The sequence below is a fragment of the Acidovorax sp. genome (assembly GCF_046339755.1).
In the GTDB taxonomy this organism is placed as follows: Bacteria; Pseudomonadota; Gammaproteobacteria; order Burkholderiales; family Burkholderiaceae_C; genus Acidovorax.
The window spans coordinates 1-22,490 of sequence record NZ_JBKDTZ010000248.1 but is presented as its reverse complement, the minus strand read 5'-3'; the positions used below and the strand labels follow the sequence as shown (position 1 = coordinate 22,490).

Here is a 22,490-nt window from a genome sequence, read left to right as displayed (position 1 = left end):
CCGAGCGGCCGGCTCATCCGCGCTCGCCCAGGCGCCGCTATGCGGCTTTGTATGGACACAATTCTCGGTTTGTATTGGTACATTAGCGCAGTGCGCGCATGCGCGGGAGCAGCAGGCCGTGGATAGCGCGCTGCCCAAGCCAGGGCAGCCGTGCAAGGGCCGCCCCGCCGCACTGGCTGCGTCCCCCTTCTCGAATTACGCAGTAATTCGAGAGAAGAGATGAAGGCGCGAAAGCGCCTCAGGGGGATGCACTCTCAATGACTTCGCATCTTCGCCCGCAAGCGGGCAATGGACTGGCTGTGCAGCTGGCACACGCGCGATTCGGTGACGCCCAGCACGGCGGCAATCTCCTTGAGATTCATGTCGTGCTCGTAGTACATGCCCATGATGTGCTGTTCGCGCTCAGGCAGCGATTCGATGGCCGTGACCAGGGCCGAGCGCAGGCGGTGGTCGCGCAGCATCTCGAGCGGATTCGCCGCCTCGTCGCCCACATGGCGGTCGAGGAAGCCATCGTCCTCCTCGTTGCCGTGGGTCATGTCCTCCAGGTACACGAGCTGGGTGCCGCGCACCTTGCCCAGCAGGTTCTGGTACTCGGCCAGGGGCATGCCCATCTCGGTGGCGATCTCCGATTCGAGCGGGCTGCGGCCCAGGCGCTGCTCCAGCCGGTTGACGGCCTGCTCGATGTCCTTCTGGCTCTTGCGCGAACTGCGCGACATCCAGTCGCCCTCGCGCAGCTCATCGAGCATGGCGCCGCGGATGCGCTGGGTGGCGAAGGTCTCGAACTGCACGCCCTGGGCGGCTTCGTAGCGCGAGAGGGCCTCCGCCAGGCCCATCATGCCGACCTGGATCAGGTCGTCCAGCTCCACATTGGGGGGCAGCTTGGCGATCATGTGGTGCGCGATCCGCCGTACCAGGGGCACGTGCTGGCGAATCATCGCATCACGGTCGAGCTGGCCTTTGGCGGTGTACATCAGATCAGTGGCTCCGGACGGGATGTGCGGGCGTGGATGGGTAGCTGCTGGATGCCGCAGCTGCCATCACCGACCCATTGATGGTGCCCGCGTTTTCCAGCAGTTGCAAGGCCAGGCGCTGCAGGTCCTGCGGGTTCTGGGTGGAGACCGCCGTAGTGTGCACCTGCCCACCCAGGTGGCGCTCGGCACAGTCCTGCAATGTCTGCAACGCGACAAGGGTTTTGCGGCGTTCCCGTACGCCAGATCCGCGCACCAGGGCCGCCACTGTACAGGACAGTCCGGTGTACTGCGCCATCTGTTTCAGGCTTTTGTAGGTGGTGAGCACTCCGGCGGAGCCGCCCTCCATCACCATCAGCGGGGTGGTGCGGGTATGGGTGAGCAATTGGCCCAGCAGGGGGGCAGGCGCATGCAGCACCAGGATGCTGTAGGCGCGGAAGTAGGGCTGGATGTCCTGCAGCGGCGAGACATGGGCGGGGTGGTCGCAGCGGGTGAGCTGCCACAGTCCCCGGGCGGCGGGAATCACCGCCAGCGAGGATGCTCTGGCGTCCCCCTCCAGGCCGTCGTGCCAGGGCGCCCGGCGCAGCAGGTGGTACAGGCCGGGCGAATCTTCACTTTCGTAGCCCGTGGCATCGAGCACCACGACCGGGTAGCCCATGCGCTGCAGGCTGGCGCAGACCTGCCACAGGGTTTCCAGGCCGCTGCCGGCCTGCTCCTGGCTGGCCACGGCCAGCACGCGCAGTTCGGTCTGTGGTGTGAAGCTGTGCAGGCTCGCGGCCTGGTGGAATCCGGTATCAAGCATCGACCAACCCCCTGTCGGTTACCAATTCGGGTGAATGCGAAAAGAAGAAATTCAGGTCGCTGGCCTTGGGGTCGAACGGCGACTTGACCGGGGCGCGCATGGAGGTGCCGATGAGCTGGTGGGCGTCGGCCGCTTCCCAGTCCTCGGGCACGCGCTGGCCGTTGGTCACGCCGCGCAGCACCATCTGGTGGCGGATCAGCGCATCGATGGAGGGGCCGAGCTTCACAGCCTCGTCCACCTTGGACAGGATGGCCTGCTGCGAGCCGTTGGTCTTGAACGAGGTCAGCACGTCGTCCAGCGTATCGCCATGGCAGCCGGCATTGAGCACCAGCAGGCGGTTGACGTGGGGCAGGTCCAGCACGTCGAGCATGTCGCGCTTGCGCGGATCGCGCGGGGCCACGCCCGTGGTGTCGATCAGCACCATCTTCTTGCCGCTGAGCAGGCCCAGCAGGTCCTGCAGCGCGGCGCGGTCGTGCGCCAGGTGGGCCACGATGCCCAGCATGCGGCCATAGGTGCGCAGTTGCTCGTGGGCGCCCACGCGGTAGGTGTCCAGCGTGATCAGGCCCACGCTGCCGGGGCCGTGGATGCGGGCGCACAGGGCCGCCAGCTTGGCCGTGGTGGTGGTCTTGCCGACGCCGGTGGAGCCCACCATGGCGAAGATGCCACCCTGTTCGTACAGGGGCAGGGCGCCGGCATCGGTCTTGAGGTTGCGCTCCAGCACGTCCATGAGCCAGCGCACGGCTTCGCCGGCCGACAGGTCCTCGGGCAGGCGTTCGAGCACGGCGCGTGCCAGGGCGGGCGAGTAGCCGGCCCGGATCATCTTGAGCATCAGGTTCGACTGGATCGGGTTCTGGCGCGCCTGGCCCAGCCAGGCCAGCGTGTTGAAGCGGTCCTCGATGAGATCCTTCATCGATTGCAGCTCGCTCATCAGGTTCTGCTGGTTGTTCACCTGCGCATTCGAGAGCGAAGGGGCCTCGTGGCGCTGTTGTTGTTGCTGCTTGCGCGGCGCGGGCTCGGGCAGGTCCATGGGGATGGAGCGCAGCGGGTTGTGGCGCGCCACCTGGGCGGCGGGGCGCTCGCGCGCCAGTTCCTCGGCGCGGTCGCGGCTGCGCTGCATCATGGGCACGGGGTCCGAGGGGCCGGCAATGGCCTCGTGGCGGCGGCGCAGCATGCGCTCGCGCACATAGTCCTGGAAGGACAGGGTGCTCATGGCCAGTTGCTCGGTGTCTTCCTCGACCGGGTTGCGGTTCATGGCGGCCGGCTGGGGCGCGCGGGGCTGCGGCGACTGCTGCTGTTGCTGCTGGCGCTGGCTGGCCTGCACCAGGGGCGAGGGTGCGCTGTGCGCCGGCTGCCTGGCGGCCGCGGCACTGTCCAGCGACGAGAGCGTGTCCTCGGCCGTGGCCATCACTTCCACGCCGTTGGCGGTGGGGCGGTTGGACAGGATCAGTGTGCCCTCGCCAAAGGCCATGCGTGCTTTGGCCAGTGCTTCACGGGACGTGGCGGCGTGAAAGCGTTTGATGTTCATGATGCACCTTTGAGGATGGGCCCGATACGGATCGTGTGGGTCTCGGGAATTTCACTGTGGGCAAGGACCTGCAGGCGGGGCGCGACGCGGCGCACCAGGCGGGAGATCGCATTGCGGATCTGGTCGGGCACCAGCAGGCAGGCCGGCAGGCCCATTTCTTCCTGGCGCAGGGCCACTTCGGCGGCCTTCTGGGTCAGGATGTCGGCCACGCCGGGGTCCAGCGCCGGGGCGGCGGTATTGCCCAGGGCCTGCACCAGCAGGCGCTCCAGGCCGGGCTCGATGGCGATGACGTTGAGCTCGCGCGTCGGGCCGTAGATCTGCTGCACGATGGCGGGCGAAAGGGCGATGCGCACGCGGCGTGCCAGCTCCACGGGGTCGGAGATGCCGCCGGCATGCTCGGCCAGGGTCTCGATGATGGTGCGGATATCGCGGATGTGCACAGACTCTTCCAGCAGCAGCTGGAGGACTTTCTGGAACGTGGCGATGGAGACCATTTTCGGGACGACTTCTTCGATGAGCTTGGGGGCCAGTTTTGCGACGTGTTCCACCAGTTGCTGGGTTTCCGTGCGGCTCAGCAACTTGGCTGCCTGCACTTGCATCAAGTGTGACAAATGCGTGGCCATCACGGTTTCCGAATCAACGACCGTAAAGCCGGCCATTTGCGCCGCTTCCTTCTGCCGGTCGTCGATCCAGTGCGCGGGCAGGCCGAAGGCCGGGTCGGTCGTGGGGGTACCGATCAGCGGCGTGGTGATGCCGCCGGGGTTGATGGCCAGGAACATGCCGTGGAAGGCCTCGCCTTCGCCCACCACCACACCGCGCAGCGTGATGCGGTAGCCGCTGGGCTTGAGTTCCAGGTTGTCGCGCACGTGCACGGCCGGGGGCAGGAAGCCCACTTCCTGCGCGAACTTGCGGCGCACGCCCTTGATGCGGGTCAGGAGGTCGCCCTGGCGGCTCTTGTCCACCAGCGTGATCAGGCGGTAGCCCAGCTCCAGGCCGAGCAGGTCCACGGGCTGCAGGTCGTCCCAGGTGGCTTCGCCGTCGGTGGCCACGGGGGGCGGTGGTGCCACCTCCTCGGGCACCTGCTGGCGCTGGTGCATGGTCCAGGCCCAGTAGCCCAGGGCGCCGCCGGTCACCAGGAACACCAGGTGGGGCATGCCGGGGATCAGGCCGAGCAGGATCAGGATGCCGGCCGTCACACCCAGCACGCGGGGCGACATGAACAGCTGCTGCACGATCTGGCGGCCCATGTCCTGTTCCTTGCCCACGCGCGAGATCACCATGGCGGCGGCGACCGAGATCAAGAGGCCGGGGATCTGGGCCACCAGGGCGTCACCGATGGCCAGCAGGATGTAGCTGTCGGCGGCCTGCTTGGCCGAGAGGTCGTGCTGCAGCACGCCGATGGCGAAACCGCCGATGATGTTGATGAGCAGGATCAGGATGCCGGCGACGGCATCGCCGCGCACGAACTTGGAGGCACCGTCCATGGAGCCGAAGAAGTTGGCTTCTTCCGCCACTTCGGCGCGGCGGCGCTTGGCTTCCTTTTCGTCGATGAGGCCGGCGTTGAGGTCGGCGTCCACCGCCATCTGCTTGCCGGGCATGGCATCCAGGGTGAAGCGCGCCGACACTTCGGCGATGCGCTCGGCACCCTTGGTCACGACCACGAAGTTGATCACCACCAGGATGGCGAACACGATCAGGCCTACGGCGAAGTTGCCGCCGATCAGGAAGTGGCCGAAGGCCTCGATCACGGCGCCCGCGGCACCCGGGCCGGTGTGGCCTTCCAGCAACACCACGCGGGTGGAGGCCACGTTCAGCGACAGGCGCATCAGCGTGGTCAGCAGCAGCTCCGAGGGAAAGGCCGCGAAGTCCAGCGGCCGGACCATGTAGGCCGAGACCATCATCACCATCAGCGCCACGGCGATGTTCAGGGTGAAGAAGGTGTCCAGCATCCATGGTGGGATGGGCAGCACCATCAGCGCCAGGATGGCCACCACCAGCAGCGGCGCCGACATGCCCTGAAGGGCGGCGCTGTTGCTGCCCGCCCATTGCCGAAGGGAGTTCAATTGGTTCATGGCGCGGTGCCTTGCACGGTGGAAGACGAAGATGTCTTGTTCAGCGGATCGAGTTCAGGCGGGACGTAGGGCTCGACCAGGTCGCCCGGCATCTGTCCCTCGCCGCGCAGCGCGGCCTTGAGGCGGTACACATAGGCCAGCACCTGGGCCACGGCGGCGTACAGCGTGGCGGGGATGGCCTGGTCGATCTCGGCGTGGGCGTACAGGGCCCGGGCCAGCATGGGCGACTGCAGCACGGGCACGTCGTGGGCCTTGGCCAGATCGCGGATGCGCATGGCGACGAGGTCGGTGCCGCGCGAAATCACCTGCGGGGCGGCCATGGTCTTGTCGTCGTACTTCAGCGCCACGGCATAGTGGGTGGGGTTCATCACCACGAAGTCCGCCTTGGGAACGGCGGCCACGCTCGCGCCATCGGCCATTTCACGCTGCTTCTGGCGGATGCGGCCCTTGGTGTGCGGGTCGCCGTCGGACTCCTTGTGCTCCTGCTTGACTTCCTCGTGCGACATCTTCAGGCGCGACTTGAAGAAATAGGCCTGCAGCGGCACGTCGATCAGCGCCGCCATGAAGACCACCAGCAGCATCAGGCTGACGCCGGAGACCAGCCATTCGGACATCTGGCGGATCGCGGAGGGCGAGGGCTGCAGCACCAGCATGGCCACGCGCTCGATGCTGCCGGACATGTAGTGCCAGGCCACGGCGGAGATGATGGCCGTCATCAGGACCATCTTGGCCACGTTGGCCATCTGCTGCTTGGAGAACAGGTTGGTGAACCCGGAGATGGGGTTCAGGCGGTTGAACTGGGGGCTGATGGGCTTCATGCTGAAGATCCAGCCACCAGCGCCGATGGCGCTGAGCAGGGCGGCGCCACTGGTGAGCAGGGCGAACACGGTGCTGGCGATCAGGCCCACGATGACCACGGTCCGCATGCGGTCCAGCATGGTGGCGGGCGCCATCACGGTGTCGGCGTTGAACACCAGCTGGTGCGCCAGCGCCTGCTGCAGCTGCCCCATGAGCGTGGGCGCCAGGACCAGCATGGCGCCGCCGCCCGCACCCAGAATGGCCAGGTGCGACAGGTCGCGCGAGCGCGCACCCTGTCCGTCCTCGCGTGCTTTCTGCAGCTTGCGTTCGGACGCCGGTAGGCTTTTTTCTTGGCTGGATTCCATGATGGCGTGACAACTCGTGTCCTGCCATTGTCGTGAGCGACCCGGAAATCTAAAGACGGATAAAGGGCGGCTGCAGGCCCCTTTTCCCTTGTAAGCTGTGAGAACAGGTTCTTACCGCCGCGCAGCGCAGAGCGCGCGGTCATGGGCTGGCGCTGCTGCGCCACGCCGGTGGAACGATGGATCAGAAGCCCAGGCTGGCCAGCAGATCGTCCACCTGGGACTGGTCGGTCACGATGTCCGGGGTGTTCTCCGGATCCACCACGGGGCCGGCGAGGTGCTCGCGCGGGGATTCGGCCGCCAGCGCCGAGGGCACCTGGGCGTTGGGCGGTGCGGTCTGGATCAGCAACTGCACCAGTTGCTCTTCGATGGTGGCGGCCAAATTGACCACGCGGGCGATCACCTGGCCCGTGAGGTCGTGGAAGTCCTGCGCCATCATGATTTCGGTCAGGTGCGTATCCGCTTCCATGGTGACGCGCTCCACGTCGGTCAGGAAGTTCATGATTTCGCCCTTGGCCACAGCGGCCACGGGGTCTTTCACCAGCGAGGCCACGACACGGCGCGTCTCGGCCGCAATGAAATCATGCTGCGCCTTGGCCTGCTCGACCCGGTTGAGCACCTTTTCCGCGGCCTCGCCCGTGAGGCGGGCGATGTAGGACAGGCGGCTCTGCGCGTCCGGCAGTTCACCCATGGAGCCGCGCAGCTTGTCGGCGTAGCCCAGTTCGTTGAGCGAGTCGTGCAGCTGGCGGGTTAGCAGGCCGATCTTGTGGTGAACATCGGCCGTGGGTTCACCCTGGGGGGCGTCTGGTGTTTCCATGGCGTCACATTCCCATTTTCTTGAGGATCAGCAGGACCTTTTCCTCCAGCGTGGCCTTGGTGAAGGGCTTGACGATGTAGCCGGCAGCACCGCCCTGGGCGGCCGCGACGATGTCTTCCTTGCGGGCCTCGGCGGTCACCATCAGCACCGGAAGGTGCTTGAGCTTGTCGTCTTTCTTGATTTCCGCCAGGAGCTGGAAACCATTCATGTTGGGCATGTTGATGTCCGTCACCACGAAATCAAACTTGCTGTTGCGCAGTTTGTTCAGTGCGGCGACACCGTCCTCGGCCTCGTCGGCATCGGCAAATCCGCTCTCCTTGAGCAGATTGCGGACGATGCGCCGCATGGTGGAGAAGTCGTCAACGATCAGGAAGCGAAGGGCTGTGGTCACTTGGGACCCTTTCGGTCGAAATAGGCTGGTTGTATTGTCAAGTGTGGCAGGTTTGGTGACAAGTCGTAACGAGCCTCACCGGCCAGTCGTTGGATTTTCGCGCTTTTCCGTCGGCAGTTCGGGAGCACTGGCCGCAGGAGTCCCCTTGCCCAGGAGACGTTCTTCGGCCTCCCGGGTCAGCACCGTGATGGTAATACGGCGATTGGCGGGTGCGCGGGGATTCGTGGGTTCGAGCAGGTCGCTGGCGGCCAGGCCCACCACGCGGCCCAGTTTGGCGTCGGGCATGCCGGCCGACACCAGCTCGCGGCGCGAGGCGTTGGCCCGGTCGGCCGACAGCTCCCAGTTGCTGTAGCCGCGCTCGCTGTTGCCATAGGGCACGGCATCGGTGTGGCCGGCCAGGCTGATGCGGTTTTCCACTCCGCCCAGCGCAGCGCCGATCTCGCGCAGGATGTCGCGCATATAGGGCTTCACCAGGGCGCTGCCGCTGTCGAACATGGGGCGGTTCTGGTCGTCCACGATCTGGATCTGCAGCCCGTCGGGCGTTACGTCGATGCGGATCTGCGATTTGTATTCGTTCAGGCGCGGGTTTTCGGTGATCAGCGCATCGATCTTGGCCTGCAGCGCCTTGATGCGCTCCTGGTCCTGCTTGGCGCGCTCGGCGCGGGCGTTGTCGATGCTGGCCTTGCGGTTGTTGTCGGGGTCGGAGTCGGAGCGGCGCACCTGGCCGTGCACCTTCGAGAGATCGTTGCCGCCGCCGGGGATCACGCTGGAGCTGTTGCCGGCACCGTCGCCGCCGGTCATCGCCACCTTCAGAGGGGAGCTGAAGTAGGCGGAAATACCCTGCAGTTCGCCCTTGGCGGTGGAGCCCAGCAGCCACATCAGCAGGAAGCAGGCCATCATCGCCGTCACGAAGTCGGCATAGGCGATCTTCCATGCGCCGCCATGGGCGGCATGGCCGCCCTTCTTGACGCGCTTGATGATGATGGGCTGAAGCTTTTTTTCTGCCATGATGCTAGTGGGGGCTTACTTCTTGCCCTTCACATGCCCTTCGAGTTCGGAGAAGGTTGGCCGGTCGGTGGAAAACAGGACCTTGCGGCCGAATTCGATGGCCGTGGCGGGGTTGTAGCCCTGCATGCTGGCCAGCAGCGTGGACTTGATGCACAGGAATTCCTTGGCCGCATCTTCGCTCTTTTGCTCCATCAGGCCGCCCAGGGGTTCCACGAAGCCGTAGGCCAGCAGGATCCCGAGGAAGGTGCCCACCAGGGCCGAAGCGATCATGCCGCCCAGCACCGACGGGGGCTGCCCCACCGAGCCCATGGTGTTCACCACCCCGAGCACGGCGGCCACGATGCCGAAGGCCGGCAAGGCGCCGGCCAGGCGGGCAATGGCCGCCACCGGGGCGTGGGCTTCCTGGTGGTGGGTGTCGATCTCGTTGTCCATCAAGGCCTCGATCTCGTGGGAGTTGAGGTTGCCCGAGACCATCATGCGCAGGTAGTCGGTGGTGAACTCGATCACGTGGTGGTCGCTGCCCACGGTAGGGTATTTCTTGAAGATCTCCGACTCATGGGGGGCTTCCACGTCCTTCTCGATCGCCATCAGGCCTTCCTTGCGGGCCTTTTGCAGGATGTCGTAGAGCATGGCCAGCAGCTCCATGTAGCGTGCCTTGGTGTATTTGGATCCTTTGAAGGCGGCCGGAACGGCCTTCATGGTCGCCTTGAGCACCTTGGGCTGGTTGTTCACCACGAAGGCGCCCAGCGCGCTGCCGCCGATGGTGATGAGCTCGAAGGGCAGGGCCTTCAGGATCACCTGGATGTTCCCGCCGTGCACGATGTACACGCCGAAGATGCAGACCATGCTGACGACGTAGCCAATGATGACGAACATGCTGATTCAGTTGTTTTTGGCGGGCGCCAGGCGGGGCTGGGCGGTTGCGGTGGAAACACGGCACCGGGCCGTATCGCTGGTTTCACTGTATCTGATTGTGCGCGAACCAGTCCTGCGAGCAAGCGGTAAAGCGCCCGCCACTTCAACGGTTGCCCGGCTTGGGCGGGATTTCCGCCGGTTTTCCCGATTTCGCACGCCCCTGGAGTGTTTATGCTACGCGATGCCAGGGGCTTTCGAGAATCGCGGTTTCCGCAAATCCCAACGAGACACAGGTGATCTAAACATGACAACAGGCCCGTTTGCGGACATCCGCGCAGCGCTGGAGCGCCGCCCATGAAAGCCGTGCTGCTGGCCGGCGGCCTGGGCACCCGCATCTCCGAAGAGTCGCACCTGCGGCCCAAGCACATGATCGAGATCGGCGGGCAACCCATCCTGTGGCACATCATGAAGACCTATGCCGCCCATGGCGTCAATGATTTCATCATCTGCCTGGGCTACAAGGGCTACATCATCAAGGAGTACTTCGCCAACTACTTCCTGCACATGTCGGACGTGACCTTCGACATGGCCGAGAACCGCATGGAAGTGCACCACCGCCATGCCGAGCCGTGGCGCGTGACGCTGGTGGACACGGGCGCCTCCGTGCAGACCGGCGGGCGGCTCAAGCGCGTGCGCGAGTACCTGTCGCCCGATGAGCCCTTCTGCTTCACCTACGGCGACGGGGTGGCCGACCTGGACATGGCGGCGCAGTTCGCCTTCCATGCCGCGCACGGCAAGCTGGCCACGGTGACGGCGGTGCTGCCGCCCGGCCGCTATGGCGCGCTGGTGCGTGACGGCGTTGGCACGGGCCTGGGCGTGAGCGGATTCGTCGAGAAGCCGCGCGGCGACGGCGGCTGGATCAATGGCGGGTTCTTCGTGCTGTCGCCTGCGGTGCTGGACCGCATCGAGGGCGACAACACGCCCTGGGAGATGGCGCCCATGGAGAGCCTGGCGCGCGATGGCGAGTTGATGGCCTTCGAGCACCATGGCTTCTGGCAGCCCATGGACACGCTGCGCGAGAAGAACCTGCTCGAAGAGCTCTGGCAAAGCGGCCGGGCGCCCTGGAAGTGCTGGTGAGCATGGCCCTGCCCGATCCCCATTTCTGGCGCGGCAAGCGCGTGTTGCTTACCGGGCACACGGGTTTCAAGGGCAGCTGGCTGGCCCTGTGGCTGCAGCGCCTGGGCGCCCAGGTCACCGGGATTGCGCTGCCACCGGCCGCCGTCCCCAGCCTGTTTGCGCTGGCGCGCGTGGCCGACGGCATGGACAGCCATGCCTGCGACGTGCGCGATGCGGGCGCCACGGCGGCCCTGGTCCAGGCGGCCCGGCCCGACATCGTGCTCCATCTGGCCGCCCAGGCACTGGTGCGCGCCAGCTACACCGCGCCGCTCGATACCTATGCCACCAACGTCATGGGCACGGCCCATGTGCTCGATGCCTTGCGCGGTCTGCCCGGCGTGCGCGTGGCGCTGGTGGTGACCACCGACAAGGTCTACCGCAACCGCGAGTGGGTCTATCCCTACCGCGAGGACGACGCGCTCGGCGGGCATGATCCCTACAGCGCCAGCAAGGCCGCGGCCGAGATCGTGGCCGCGAGCTACCGCGATGCCTTCCTGTCCGCGCAGGGCGTGGCGCTGGCCACGGCGCGGGCCGGCAATGTGATCGGGGGCGGCGATTGGGCGCCCGAGCGCCTGCTGCCCGATGCCGCGGCGGCCTGGTCCGCCGGCCAGACCCTGGTGCTGCGCAACCCCCATGCCACACGCCCCTGGCAGCATGTGCTGGAGCCGCTGGCGGCCTATCTGCGGCTGGCCGAACTGCTCTGGGAAGACGCTTCAAAGGCCGGGGCCTACAACTTCGGACCTGCGCCCCACGAGGCCGCCACAGTGGGGCGCGTCATCGAGATCGCCCAGGGTGCCTACCCCGAGGCCGCCGTGCGCTACCAGGGCGACGTGAAGCACCCGCACGAAGCCGGTTTGCTGGCGCTGGACACGGCCCTGGCACGCAGCCGGCTGGGCGTGGTGCCCTGCTGGGCGCTGCCTGAGGCCGTGGGCCGCACCATGGCCTGGTACCGGGAGTTCCATGCCGGTGCCTCTGCGCGCACGCTGTGCCTGTCCGACCTCGGCGCCTACGAGGCAGCTTGCCAGGAGGGTGCCACCCCATGAGCCGCTTTGCCGTGGAGACCACGCCGCTGGCGGGCCTGGTGAGCGTGCAGCGCCAGCCGCTGGCGGACAGCCGGGGCTTCCTGGCACGCATGTTCTGCGCGCAGGACCTGGCCCCCGCCGGCTGGACGTGGCCCATCGCGCAGATCAACCATACCCATACCCTGCAGCGCGGCACGGTGCGGGGCCTGCATTTCCAGCACCCGCCTGCGGCCGAGGCCAAGCTGGTCAGCTGCCTGCGCGGCGCTGTCTGGGACGTGGCGGTGGACCTGCGGGCCGGCTCCCCCACCTTCCTGCAGTGGTTCGGCCGCGAACTGTCGGCCGCCAACCACCAGGCGCTGCTGATCCCACCCGGCTTTGCCCACGGCTTCCAGACCCTGGCCGATGATTGCGAGATGCTCTACCTGCACTCCGCCCCGTACGCGCCCGCCGCGGAAGGCGGGCTCGATGCGCTCGACCCGCGCCTTGCCATCACCTGGCCCTTGCCCGTGGCCGAGCGCTCACCGCGCGATGCCGAACACCCCCTGCTGACACCCGCGTTCGCCGGGCTGTCGCTGCCTTGAGCGAGTTCCTGCCCCATGAAATGCCGCCACTGCGCCGCCCCCGTGATCCTGCCCCTGGCAGACCTGGGCACCGCCCCTCCCTCCAACGCCTACCTGCGCGAGCCGGCGCTGCATGCACCCGAGCGCTGGTACCCGCTTCGGGTGCTGGTGTGCGAGAACTGCTGGCTGGTGCAGGCCGAGGAGTTCGCCGCCGCCGATGCGCTGTTCGATGCCGAGTACGCGTACTTCAGCTCGTTTTCCAGCAGCTGGCTGGCCCACGCCAGTGCCTATGTGGAGGATATGGCCGGGCGCCTGTCCCTGGGCGCCCACAGCCAGGTGGTGGAGGTGGCGGCCAACGACGGCTACCTGCTGCAGTACGTGGTGGCGCGCGGCATTCCCTGCCTGGGCGTGGAGCCCACGGCCAGCACGGCCGCCGCGGCACGGGACCGTGGCATCGAGATCGTGGAGCGGTTCTTCGGCGTGGAATTGGCCCGCGAGCTGGTGGCCCAGGGGCATGCCGCCGATCTCACGGTGGCCAACAACGTGCTGGCCCATGTGCCCGACATCAACGACTTCGTGGCTGGCTTTGCCGTGCTGCTCAAGCCGCAGGGCGTGGCCACCTTCGAGTTCCCGCACCTGCTGCAACTGGTGCAGCAGTGCCAGTTCGACACCCTGTACCACGAGCATTTCTCCTACCTGTCGCTCATGACCGTGCAGCGCATCTTTGCCGCCAACGGCCTCACGGTGACCGACGTGCAGGAGCTGCCCACCCATGGGGGCAGCCTGCGCGTGTTCGCGCAGCGCAGCGATGCCGGTGCACGGCCGCATGAACGGGTGGCCAGTCTGCTCGCCCGCGAGGCCGCAGCGGGGGTCTCCTCCGCCGCGTTCTATGGCAGCCTGCAGGAGGAGGCGCTGCGCATCAAGCGCGAACTGCTGGCCTTCCTGCTCGACTGCCATGCACGCGGCCTCAAGGTAGGCGCCTACGGCGCGGCGGCCAAGGGCAATACCCTGCTCAACTTCGCCGGCGTGCGCGCCGACCTGCTGCCCTACGTGGTGGACCGCAACCCTGCCAAGCAGGGACAGTACCTGCCGGGGAGCCGCATTCCCATCGTGGACGAGGCGCACCTGCGTGCGCACCGGCCCGACCGCGTGCTCATACTGCCCTGGAACCTGCGCGACGAGGTGACGGCGCAACTGGACTATGTCCGCGCCTGGGGTGGCCAGTTTGCCGTGGCGGTGCCCCGCATGGAGGTGTTTGTGTGATCGAGATCCATGCCACTGCCAAGGTATCGCACCTGGCCGACATCGAGGACTCGGTGCGCGGCACGCGCATCGTCGTGGGTGCGCATTCGGTGATCGACAGCTTCGTCAAGGTCAAGCCTGCCGGTGGCACCGGCGATCTGGTCCTGGGCGAGCACGTGGTCATCAATTCCGGTTGCGTCCTGTACACGGGCAATGGCATACGCATGGGCAATTCCGTCGCGATCGCGGCCAACTGCACCTTTGCCCCGGTCAACCACGCCTACGCCGAGCGCGGCCGTTTGATCCGCGAGCAGGGCTTTCAGGCCAGCAAGGGCGGCATCGTGATCGAAGACGATGTGTGGATCGGTGCCAACTGCGTGCTGCTGGACGGGGCCGTGCTGCGCCAGGGCTGCGTGGTCGGGGCCGGCTCCATCGTGCGTGGAGAGCTGAAACCCTATACCGTGTACGCCGGGCACCCGCTGCGGGCGGTGGGGGCGCGCACGTGACGGCCTTCACGGTGCTGGGGGCTTCGGGCTACATTGGCAGCCGCCTGGTGGCGCACCTCAGGGGCCAGGGCCATGCGGTCCGGGCGCCTGCCAGGGGCGATGCGGACATCTTCAGCCAGCCACTGGGCCATGCCATTTACTGCGTGGGGCTCACGGCCGATTTCCGCACCCGTCCCTTCGACACCGTGGAGGCCCATGTCGGGCTGCTGGCCGAGGTGCTCCAGCGGGCACAGTTCGATTCGCTGCTCTACCTGTCCTCCACCCGCGTCTACCTGGGCGCGGCCAGCACCGAGGAGGATGCGCCGCTGAGCGTGGTGCCTGGCGACCCGTCCTATCTGTACAACCTGTCCAAGCTGACCGGCGAATCCCTGTGCCACGCCAGCGGCCGTGCGGGCGTGCGCGTGGCGCGGCTGTCCAACGTCGTCGGGCCCGGGATGGACGCGCAGTCGGGCAACCTGGTGGCGGACCTGGTGCGCCAGGCGCAGCAGGGGGCCATGCTGCTGCGCAGCCACCCGGACAGCGCCAAGGACTACATTCACATCGACGACGTGGTCCGCTGGCTGCCGCGCATTGCGCTGGACGGCAGGTCCACGACCTACAACGTCGCCAGTGGCCGGCAGACCCGCCATGGCCAGTGGCTAGAGTGGCTGGGCGAGCACTATGGCAGTGCCTTCGAGGTGCAGGAAGGTGCGCCCTTGCAGCAGTTTGTACCCATCAGCGTGGCGCGTCTGCAGGCAGAGTTGGGGGTGGTGGCCCGACCGGTCTGGGGCGACGACAGCCACTGATGGACCCACATAGAAGGAAGTTATCCATGAAGAATCATTTGAGCACCGCATTTTTTGGACTGAGCGACATGCCGGGTTTCATCCAGGGCATCCAGCAGTCGATCAATGGGATCAGTGGCCAGAGCGGGATCTACGCGGGCGACAATCTTTTCACCTACCACCGCAATCTGGGCTTTCTGGACGACGAGCCCTTGATGCGGGCCTTTGAAGCCCATGCGAGCACCGATATCGAAAAGGCGGTTCTGTGGCGCATGTCCACCGTGCTGTGGGGTGTGCGCAATGGTTTGCGCCTGGAGGGCGATTTCGTGGAGTGCGCCTGCTACAAGGGCACCACGGCCCGCATCGTGTGCGATGCGGTGGATTTCGCCAGCCGCCCGGACCGCCATTACTATCTGTACGACCTGTTCGATCACGATCCGTCCCTGCCCCACCATGCGATGCCCGAACACAGCAAACAGCTGTATGCGCAGGTGAAGGAGCGCTTTTCAGGATTCAGCAATGTCACCGTCACCCAGGGCAAGGTGCCCGAGGTGCTGGAAGACGTTGCCCCGCAGAAGATTGCTTTCATGCACCTGGACATGAACAATGCGGATGCGGAGATTGGAGCCCTGGAGGTTCTCTTCGAGCGCATGGTCCCGGGCGCCGTCCTCATCCTGGACGACTATGGCTGGCTGGCCTACCGTGCCCAGAAGCTGGCTGAAGACCCCTGGTTTGCCAAGTACGGCTACCGTGTTCTCGAAATGCCCACAGGCCAAGGTTTGTTGATCAAGTAAGGCAATGCCCATGACCCCTTTGGAACAGTTCAACCAGGAGCGGCAGGCCCGCCTGCAGGCTTACAGCACGGATGCCCCTTTCCAGGCGCTGTCGCAGCAATGGCTGCAGGCCTCCATGCAGCGGCAATACGTGTACAACTTCGACTGGATGGGGCGCCCCATCATCCAGTACCCGCAGGACATGGTGGCCATGCAGGAGCTGGTGTGGCGCGTGCGGCCGGACCTCATCATCGAGACCGGCATTGCCCACGGCGGCTCCCTGGTGCTCAGCGCCTCGCTGCTGGCACTGCTGGACATGAGCGATGCCATCGAGGCGGGCACCACGCTCGACCCGCGGGTGTCCCGGCGCAAGGTGCTCGGGATCGATATCGACATCCGTGCGCACAACCGCGCCGCCATCGAGGCGCATCCCATGGCCAGCCGCATTGCCATGGTCCAGGGCTCGGCCATAGCGCCCGAGGTGGTGGCGCAGGTGCGGGACTTCGCCAAAGGTTACCAGCGCGTCCTGGTGTGCCTGGATTCCATGCACACGCACGAGCATGTGCTGGGCGAGCTTGAGGCCTATGCACCGCTGGTGACGCCGGGCAGCTACTGCGTGGTGTTCGACACCTTTGTCGAGGACATGCCGCCGCGCTTCTTTGCCGACCGGCCCTGGGACGTGGGCAACAACCCCAAGACGGCGGTGCGCCAGTGGCTGGCCGGGCATGCCGAGTTCGAGATCGACACCGAGATGGAGCAGCGCCTGCAGGTGACGGTCGCTCCGCAGGGCTTCCTGCGCCGAAAAGCCTGAACCGGCGGGCCCCTCAGATTTTGAGGGGTTCCATCCCCATTGCCTGGGTGGCATGCCGCAGGTAGGTCACGGCGAACTCGGTGTGGCCGTGCGCATGCTCGACCTCCGCGAGGCAGGCCAGCGCCACGGGGTCGTTGGGAACCGCGTTCAGCACGATTTCGGCCAGGGAGGTCACGGCAATCCAGTGGCGGTCCGAAATCTGGGCGCCGGACGCCTCGGCGGCCACAGCCGGCCGGGCAGAGCTCTTGGCCTTTTCGACCAGGTCCTGCAGGCGCTGGTGCGCCTCGGCCAGGCTGATCCGGTGGCCGGGTTTCAGGCCGACTCCGGGCACCGGAGGCTGCATCCATTCAGGTGGCAGATCGGACAGCCAGCCCTGCATGGCCTGAACCTGCGCTTCATGATCGTCCGGGTGCTCGGCGCTGGCCAGCCACTGCAGCCACATGGCGCGCAGGCCTTCGCCAAAATGGTGGTTGAAGATGTCCTCGCGCATCAGGGCCGAAGCCTCCACCTCGCTGCGCAGGCCCAGGCGCAGGGTGTTCAGGGCCTCGATGTCGGCGGCCAGGCCGCAGGCGATGCGGACATAGTCCTCAGCCGTCTCGGCCAGCCAGTCGGAGCGTCCCAGGTAGGTGAGCAGGCCCACGCCCATGCGGCTTTTGAAACTCTGGCCCACCATCGAGACAATGGGAACGCCCATCCACAGCACGTCGAAGGTGGTGGTGCCGCCCGTCAGGGGAAACGGGTCCAGCGCAATATCGATGCGATGGTAGGTCAGGTACTGGTTGTCGCTGTGCAGGGCCACCAGTTCCAGGCGCTCCGGGTCCAGTCCCAGTCCCCGGCAGCGCTCCCGGTAGGCGTTGGCGAAATCGGGGCGGTTGAGGTTCTTGCCCTCGATGAGCAGGCGTGATCCGGGCACGGCCTCCAGTATGCGGCCCCACAGGGCCAGCACGTCATCGGTGAGCTTGCCCAGGTTGTTGCACGAGCCAAAGGTGACGAAGCCGTTTTCCAGCGCCGGCGTGGGCCGCACCAGGTAGCGCGGCTGGTAGCGCCACAGCGGGTTGCGGCTCATGGGGCGGTAGCAGGCGAACAGGGTGGGCAGGCGGTAGAGCTGCTCGGTGTACTGCTCCTGCGCGTCCGGCGGGTCGGTGACTTCGTCGGTGAACTTGTAGTCCAGGGCGTCGAGCCCGGTCGTGGCAGGGAAGCCCAGCCACGATACCTGCACCGGTGCCGCCTTGTGGGCCATGGCCAGCAGCCCGTTGTAACCCGTGTGGCCCGCCAGGTCGATCAGGATGTCGATGCCCTGGGCGCGGATGGCCTGGGCCTGCTGCTGCGCGCCCAGGCCTGCCAGCCGGACGAAATGGTCCGCGTGGTGCATCACGCGCCCGGTCACATGGTCATCGCGAGGAAAGAGGGAGAGGGCAAACACCTCGAACTGCCGCCGATCCAGTTGCGCCAGCAGGCCCTCCACGAAGTACATCACGGAGTGGACCCGGAAGTCGGGCGACAGGAACCCGATGCGCAGTTTGCGCCAGGGGTTGCCCCGGCGGTCGGCGTAGTCTGGCCACTGGGGCTTGAGCGGGGGCTCGAATACGGCCGCGAAGTCGCGGGCCGCGCGGGACAGGCTGCCCGCATCTGCGCCGGGGTCTGCCAGCATGAACAGCAGCCGGTTGGTGTGGTTGGACACCTCGGTCGGGGTGAGCGCAATCGCGGCCAGGCAGTCCTGCACCGCCTCACGGACCTGTCCCAGTTCGCGCCGGTGGATGGATGTCTGCGTCAGGGCGGCCGATCGTTCCTGGATGTTGGTGGTCAGTGCCGCCGCTTTCTGTGCCGCGCTGAAGCCCTCTTCGTGCCGGGCGAGCAGGTAGCAGCATTGCGACAGCTTGAGCCAGCAGATGGCCTTTTCGGGCCTGAGCTCGCATACTTTTTCCAGAATGGGCAAGGCCTGTGCATTCTGGGCGTGGTTGAGGAGCACGTTGCCGTAGTTGATCAGCAGTTCGGCGTCATTCGGCCACAGCAGCGCGGCACGGCGGTAGACCTCGATCGCTTCCTCGCCCTTGCCCTGGCAGTCCAGCGCATAGCCCAGCAGCCGCGTGGCCTGCAGGTCGCGCGAATTCTTGCGCAGAATCTGTTTGCACAGCCGCACCAGAAGGTCCCATTCGCTGGCCTCCAGGGCTGCTGTCAGTCGGCCGTCCATCGGGGCTTTTTTTCTGCCGTGCACTGTGCGTCCTTCGCGATCTGAATGGCGCCAGTCTAGCCAATGCAGGATGCGCGCACCGTGGCCCAGACAGGCGCCGCGTCCATGGGGCGGCCCGCTACGGCAATTACTGCAGCAGCTTCAGCACACCCTGCGGGATCTGGTTGGCCTGGGCCACCATCGCCGTGCCGGCCTGCTGCAGGATCTGCGAGCGCGACAGGTTGGCCGTTTCCGCCGCAAAGTCGGCGTCCAGGATGCGCGAGCGCGAGGCGGACAGGTTTTCGGACGTGATGTTCAGCGATGCGATGGCCGTCTCGCAGCGCGCCTGCAAGGCGCCCACCTTGGCGCGCTCGCCGTTGATGTAGGCCAGGGCCGAGTCCACGGTCTTCAAGGCTTCGGTCGCCTTCTTGAAGGTGGTCACGTCCAGGTTGGCCACTTCCTGCAGGTCCGAGGCGCTGTTCGCCGGAGTGGCCGTGTCGAACGCGTTGGTGCCTGTGGCGGTGGTGGAGAAGGACTTTTCGGAGTCCAGCACCACATAGCCGCTGATGGTGGAGTTGTCGGCACCCGACGCCGCGGCCAGGGTATCCGCCGCTCCGGCGGCGGTTCCGTCGGCCTGGAGCTTCTGGATGGTGACGGCGCCGGCATTGGCACCCGAGGCGGCGCCCTTGTAGATACCGATGTCCTGGCCGGTCGCATTGGTCAGCACGATCCCGGTGCTGGTGGCGTTCAGCGAGGCGGTGACGCCGGTCTTGGCGGACTGCTCATTGATGGCCGAAATGGCGTTGGACAGGCCATCCGAGGTGTTGATCGCCGAAACATTGAAGGAGATCGACTGGCCGAGCGCGGGTGCGGTGGGCACGTTCTCCGAACGCAGTTCGAAGGTGTAGGAGCCCACGGAGGTGAAGGACAGATCCACTTCGGTGCGGGCAGAGGCGGTGACGCCGGTGTTCGCGGTCTGCAGGTTGATGTTGTCGGCCATCGCCTTGGCCGTGTCGGCAGCCGTGATGGTGATGTTGCGCGAACCGAGGGCGCCGTTCACCGCCAGCGTACCGCCGGTCACGCCGTTGGCACCCCAGGTGCCGGCGTTGGCGCCGCTGCCCGAGCCGTTGGCCGAGGTGTTCTGGTTGTTGCCGTAAACACTGGTGCGCAGGTTGGCCGTGGCGGCGACAATGGTCTGGTTGGCGTTGGCACCGACCTGGAACTGCTGCGTACCAAACGTGCCGTTGAGCAGCTTGGCGCCGTTGAATTCAGTGGTTTGCGAGATCCGGTCCAGTTCGCTGACCAGTTGGCCCACTTCCTGGTTGAGCGCCTGGCGGTCGCGGGGGCTGTTGGAGGCGTTGGCCGATTGCCCGGCCAGTTCACGCACCCGCTGCAGGATGTCGCCCGCGGCTTTCATCGCGCCTTCCGTGACCTGCGCCAGGGAGATGCCGTCGTTGGCATTGCGCGCCGCCTGGTTCAGGCCGCGGATCTGGCTGGTGAAGCGTTCGGAAATCGCCAGGCCGGCTGCGTCGTCCTTGGCACTGTTGATGCGCAGGCCCGACGACAGGCGCTGGATGGAGGTGTTGAGCGAGGTCTGGCTCATGCCCAGGTTGCGCTGGGCCGTCAACGAAGCGACGTTGGTGTTGATCGTGGCTGCCATGGAATGCTCCTTGAGGCTTGAGTGGACATTTGTGCCTGAGGGGGACTACCACCGTCCGGCAGGCGATTCGGGAACGATGAAAGAATTGTGTCCAAGGACCCCGGGGGGTGTTGGGCCGATAAAGCGCCAAAAAGCCTGCCAACTTGCAGGTTTGGGACTGAAACGGCGCGGAAGGAGTGCCTCGCACGCCGCGCGCCCGGCCTTGGGTCGCCTGCAGCGTCGCATCGCCAAAGACTTATTTGGTGTTGCCCTAAAGTTTCCCGGGCCGGCGTCGAAAAGACTCACAACGGAAGGCAAACCGCCCTCCGCCGTTCAACAGAAGGCCATGTAGGCGCTGTGGACCGTATAGCCGGGTGCCTTGCCTGGCACCAGGTTGGCGGCAACGCCATTTCAGTCAGTTCTTTTCAGGAGATTTGCCATGGCATCCACCATCAATACCAACGTCGCTTCGTTGACGGCCCAGCGCAATCTGGGCATGAGCCAGACGTCCCTCAACACCTCCATCCAGCGCCTGTCGTCGGGCCTGCGCATCAACAGCGCCAAGGACGACGCAGCCGGCCTGGCGATTTCCGAGCGCTTCACCAGCCAGATCCGCGGCCTGAACCAAGCTGTTCGCAATGCGAACGACGGCATCTCGCTGGCGCAGACCGCTGAAGGCGCCCTGAAGGCTTCCGGCGACATCCTGCAACGTGTGCGTGAGCTGGCTGTGCAATCGGCCAACGCCTCCAACAGCGCCGGTGACCGCCAAGCCCTGCAGCAGGAAGTGGGCCAACTGGTCAGCGAACTGGACCGGATCTCGCAAACCACTGAATTCAACGGCGCCAAGCTGCTCAACGGCACCTTCGGTACGCAGCAGTTCCAGGTCGGCGCCAATGCCAACCAGACCATCGTGGCCGCCACGGCCAACCTGCGCACCAGCGTCTACGGCAACAACCAGAACACCTCGGCCAACGGCTCGGGCAGCGGCGCCAACGCCGGTACCTGGGGTGCCAACGGCGTGACCGGCGGTACGCTGGCGGTGAACGGCGCCCTGGGCTCCAAGAACATCACCATCACGGCTGCCGATACGGCCAAGACCATGGCCGACAGCATCAACAAGGAGACTGCGAACACCGGCGTGACGGCCTCCGCCCGCACGGAAGTGCAGCTGAGCTTTGAGTCGGTAGGCGCCTACACCTTCGAACTGCGCTCGGACAACACGCCCACGGGCACGAACCTGGGCCAGTCGATTTCGTTCAACGTGACGGCTCTCGCCACGTCGGATGGCCTGTCGAACGCTATTTCCGCCATCAACGAGCAGTCGTCCAAGACGGGTGTGACCGCGTCGCTCAATTCCACCAACAACGGCATCATCCTGACCAATGCCACGGGCCAGGACATTGGCATCTACAAGGGTGCAGCCTCTGGCGTAAACGCAGGTGCGGTCAACATCCAGAAGCTGCAGGCCGACGGCACCGCCATCGGTGCGGCCGACACCCTGGCTGCCGCCTCGGGTGCCGATTCCTCGACCGTCAGCGGCTACGTCGTGCTGGACTCCGACAAGTCCTTCTCGACCGTGGCCACCACGACGAACGCCTTCAGCACGGCTACTGCCGCGAACTCGGCCTCCGATCTGCAGGAAGTCGCCAACCTGGATGTGACCACGTTCAAGAAGGCCACCGAAGCCCTGAAGACGGTGGACTCCGGCCTGGCCTACATCAACGGTGAACGCGCCAAGCTCGGTGCTCTGCAATCGCGCTTCGAAACCTCGATTGCCAACCTGCAGGTGACGTCGGAGAATCTGTCTTCGTCCCGTTCGCGCATCCTGGAGGCCGACTTCGCTTCGGAAACCGCCAACCGGTCGCGCTCGCAGCTACTGAAGCAGGCCGGCACGGCGATGGTGGCCCAGGCCAACCAGCTTCCACAAGGCGTGTTGGCCCTGCTGCGTTGATCGCAGGTATGGCGGGCAGGGCTTGAAGGGGCCCTGCGCAATGCCCGGGCGGCGACAGTTTTTCTGTCGCCGCCTTTTCACCTTCCGGCAGCGCGTGCCAGGAGCGCTGGAATTGGCGGGTTTCCTGGTGTGAATAAGGGCGTTATGGCCGTCGGATCGGCGCCATAATTTCCGTTTACCAGTTCAGGAGGATCTCATGGCTACCATGTATTCTCCCGGCCTCGGCTCGAGCGGCGTGGGTGTCTAGTGGATGTTGGGGCAGGTGGTGGAGGTGGTGG

The 22,490-nt window shown here is 66.1% G+C and carries 20 protein-coding genes; 9 read left to right on the top strand and 11 right to left on the bottom strand.

Features of this window, described 5'->3' with window-relative positions; translation table 11 throughout:
• Positions 1 to 254 precede the first annotated feature (254 nt).
• The 9 genes from ACK59X_RS22010 to motA all read right to left on the bottom strand — a co-directional run bounded on the left by ACK59X_RS22010 (position 255) and on the right by motA (position 9,619).
• Positions 255 to 971 carry an RNA polymerase sigma factor FliA gene (locus tag ACK59X_RS22010; RefSeq protein ID WP_409960513.1) on the bottom strand — a complete coding sequence of 239 codons (717 nt, stop codon included), beginning with the start codon at positions 969 to 971 and terminating at the stop codon, positions 255 to 257.
• A 4-nt stretch (positions 972 to 975) separates the two neighbouring features.
• Positions 976 to 1,770: a hypothetical protein gene (locus tag ACK59X_RS22005; RefSeq protein WP_409960512.1), complete on the bottom strand. Its 795-nt coding sequence runs from the start codon at positions 1,768 to 1,770 to the stop codon at positions 976 to 978.
• The gene (flhF, locus tag ACK59X_RS22000; protein ID WP_409960511.1) at positions 1,763 to 3,295 is read right to left on the bottom strand and encodes a flagellar biosynthesis protein FlhF; all 1,533 of its coding nucleotides are present in this window, start codon (positions 3,293 to 3,295) and stop codon (positions 1,763 to 1,765) included. The genes ACK59X_RS22005 and flhF overlap by 8 nt, the downstream gene beginning before the upstream one ends.
• Positions 3,292 to 5,367 carry a flagellar biosynthesis protein FlhA gene (gene flhA / locus ACK59X_RS21995; RefSeq protein ID WP_409960510.1) on the bottom strand — a complete coding sequence of 692 codons (2,076 nt, stop codon included), beginning with the start codon at positions 5,365 to 5,367 and terminating at the stop codon, positions 3,292 to 3,294. Before flhA ends, flhF begins: the two co-directional genes overlap by 4 nt.
• Positions 5,364 to 6,530 (bottom strand): flagellar biosynthesis protein FlhB, encoded by a 1,167-nt coding sequence (locus tag ACK59X_RS21990; RefSeq protein ID WP_409960509.1) that lies wholly within the window; start codon positions 6,528 to 6,530, stop codon positions 5,364 to 5,366. The genes flhA and ACK59X_RS21990 overlap by 4 nt, the downstream gene beginning before the upstream one ends.
• A gap of 181 nt (positions 6,531 to 6,711) precedes the next feature.
• Positions 6,712 to 7,344, bottom strand: a complete 633-nt coding sequence (locus ACK59X_RS21985; protein WP_409960508.1) for a protein phosphatase CheZ — start codon at positions 7,342 to 7,344, stop codon at positions 6,712 to 6,714.
• Between the two features lie 4 nt (positions 7,345 to 7,348).
• On the bottom strand, positions 7,349 to 7,735 hold the full coding sequence (gene cheY, locus ACK59X_RS21980) for a chemotaxis response regulator CheY (protein WP_007852233.1): 387 nt from the start codon (positions 7,733 to 7,735) through the stop codon (positions 7,349 to 7,351).
• Between the two features lie 75 nt (positions 7,736 to 7,810).
• Positions 7,811 to 8,743: a flagellar motor protein MotB gene (gene motB, locus ACK59X_RS21975; RefSeq protein ID WP_409960507.1), complete on the bottom strand. Its 933-nt coding sequence runs from the start codon at positions 8,741 to 8,743 to the stop codon at positions 7,811 to 7,813.
• A gap of 15 nt (positions 8,744 to 8,758) precedes the next feature.
• Entirely contained in the window at positions 8,759 to 9,619 is an 861-nt protein-coding gene (gene motA, locus ACK59X_RS21970; protein WP_409960506.1) for a flagellar motor stator protein MotA, read from the bottom strand.
• A 333-nt stretch (positions 9,620 to 9,952) separates the two neighbouring features.
• Between motA and rfbF the strand changes: the two genes are divergently transcribed.
• Genes rfbF through ACK59X_RS21930 form a run of 8 tightly spaced genes read left to right on the top strand, consistent with a single transcriptional unit; the run spans position 9,953 to position 16,452 of the window.
• A complete protein-coding gene (rfbF, locus tag ACK59X_RS21965) occupies positions 9,953 to 10,735 on the top strand; it encodes a glucose-1-phosphate cytidylyltransferase (RefSeq protein ID WP_409960505.1) in 783 nt (260 codons plus the stop codon).
• A gap of 2 nt (positions 10,736 to 10,737) precedes the next feature.
• Complete coding sequence (gene rfbG / locus ACK59X_RS21960; protein WP_409960514.1) at positions 10,738 to 11,817, top strand: CDP-glucose 4,6-dehydratase; 1,080 nt, start codon at positions 10,738 to 10,740, stop codon at positions 11,815 to 11,817.
• Positions 11,814 to 12,377, top strand: a complete 564-nt coding sequence (locus ACK59X_RS21955; protein ID WP_409960504.1) for a dTDP-4-dehydrorhamnose 3,5-epimerase family protein — start codon at positions 11,814 to 11,816, stop codon at positions 12,375 to 12,377. Before rfbG ends, ACK59X_RS21955 begins: the two co-directional genes overlap by 4 nt.
• Positions 12,378 to 12,392: 15 nt before the next feature.
• The gene (locus ACK59X_RS21950) at positions 12,393 to 13,619 is read left to right on the top strand and encodes a methyltransferase domain-containing protein (RefSeq protein WP_409960503.1); all 1,227 of its coding nucleotides are present in this window, start codon (positions 12,393 to 12,395) and stop codon (positions 13,617 to 13,619) included.
• Entirely contained in the window at positions 13,616 to 14,104 is a 489-nt protein-coding gene (locus tag ACK59X_RS21945; RefSeq protein WP_409960502.1) for an acyltransferase, read from the top strand. The genes ACK59X_RS21950 and ACK59X_RS21945 overlap by 4 nt, the downstream gene beginning before the upstream one ends.
• Positions 14,101 to 14,889, top strand: coding sequence for an NAD-dependent epimerase/dehydratase family protein (locus ACK59X_RS21940; RefSeq protein WP_409960501.1), 789 nt, complete (start codon positions 14,101 to 14,103; stop codon positions 14,887 to 14,889). Before ACK59X_RS21945 ends, ACK59X_RS21940 begins: the two co-directional genes overlap by 4 nt.
• Before the next feature lie 26 nt (positions 14,890 to 14,915).
• Positions 14,916 to 15,662 carry a class I SAM-dependent methyltransferase gene (locus ACK59X_RS21935; RefSeq protein WP_409960500.1) on the top strand — a complete coding sequence of 249 codons (747 nt, stop codon included), beginning with the start codon at positions 14,916 to 14,918 and terminating at the stop codon, positions 15,660 to 15,662.
• Positions 15,663 to 15,672: 10 nt separating this feature from the next.
• A complete protein-coding gene (locus tag ACK59X_RS21930) occupies positions 15,673 to 16,452 on the top strand; it encodes a cephalosporin hydroxylase family protein (protein WP_409960499.1) in 780 nt (259 codons plus the stop codon).
• 13 nt (positions 16,453 to 16,465) lie between these two features.
• Here the strand turns inward: ACK59X_RS21930 and ACK59X_RS21925 are convergent, their stop codons facing one another.
• Together ACK59X_RS21925 and ACK59X_RS21920 are read right to left on the bottom strand one after the other, a co-directional pair.
• A complete protein-coding gene (locus ACK59X_RS21925) occupies positions 16,466 to 18,643 on the bottom strand; it encodes an acetylglucosamine transferase (protein WP_409960498.1) in 2,178 nt (725 codons plus the stop codon).
• A gap of 127 nt (positions 18,644 to 18,770) precedes the next feature.
• Positions 18,771 to 20,282: a flagellin gene (locus ACK59X_RS21920; protein WP_409960497.1), complete on the bottom strand. Its 1,512-nt coding sequence runs from the start codon at positions 20,280 to 20,282 to the stop codon at positions 18,771 to 18,773.
• Positions 20,283 to 20,700: 418 nt separating this feature from the next.
• On the opposite strand from ACK59X_RS21920, the gene ACK59X_RS21915 reads away from it, so the two are divergent.
• Positions 20,701 to 22,212 (top strand): flagellin, encoded by a 1,512-nt coding sequence (locus ACK59X_RS21915; RefSeq protein WP_409960496.1) that lies wholly within the window; start codon positions 20,701 to 20,703, stop codon positions 22,210 to 22,212.
• Positions 22,213 to 22,490 lie beyond the last annotated feature (278 nt).